Here is a 681-nt window from a genome sequence, read left to right as displayed (position 1 = left end):
AAACCCAGCCATGCAGCAAGTTCGCGGCCGCTGCGAAAAGATCCGGCGTTGCCGATCGAGGCTGCAAGGGCCGACGCGGTAAGTGGCCCGATCCCGGGTATTGTTTCGAGAAGCCGACCGGGCGCATTCGTGCGACGGATGGCGCGGATACGACCTTCGAGCTCAGCCACCTTGCTACCTAGTTCGCGCAAGTGCTTGACGAGCATCTGGATTAACGCCCGGAACGGCTCAGAATGCCCATCGTCAGAAGTGGAAAGAGCGGCCATGGCCCGTTGGCCAAGCAGTTGGATACCCTGTGGCAGCACGATGCCGAATTCGCCAAGAAGCCCGCGGATCTGGTTGGCAAGTGCTGTGCGTGATTTGACTAGGCCAGCGCGTGCGCGATGCAGCGACAGCACTGTCTGTTGCGCCTGCGTCTTGAGCGGTACAAAGCGCATGTTCGGTCGCGTTATCGCCTCGCAGATTGCTTCGGCGTCGGCCGCGTCGGTCTTGTTGCTCTTTACGTAAGGCCGGACGAACTGCGGGGCGATCAGTCGAACGGTGTGTCCGAGCTTGGTGTCAGCGGGCGGCGTTATAGAGCCAATCCGGGGGCGGCGTAATCGGGCCACCTGAGGGGCGGCACAATGAAGCCAGTCCAGGGGCGGCGTAATCGAGCCACCTCATGGGCGGCGTAAAGAAGCC

At 62.0% G+C, this 681-nt stretch carries 1 pseudogene; it reads right to left on the bottom strand.

The features are described 5' to 3' along the window. Positions 1-551: pseudogene (locus tag VSR82_RS39910) on the bottom strand (IS110 family RNA-guided transposase); the annotation flags it as partial. Positions 552-681: the final 130 nt, after the last annotated feature.

The sequence above is a fragment of the Burkholderia sp. JPY481 genome, assembly GCF_038900515.1.
In the GTDB taxonomy this organism is placed as follows: domain Bacteria; phylum Pseudomonadota; class Gammaproteobacteria; order Burkholderiales; family Burkholderiaceae; genus Paraburkholderia; species Paraburkholderia youngii.
Note: the sequence above shows the minus strand (reverse complement) of the source record. Positions and strands in the feature narration are given on the sequence as shown.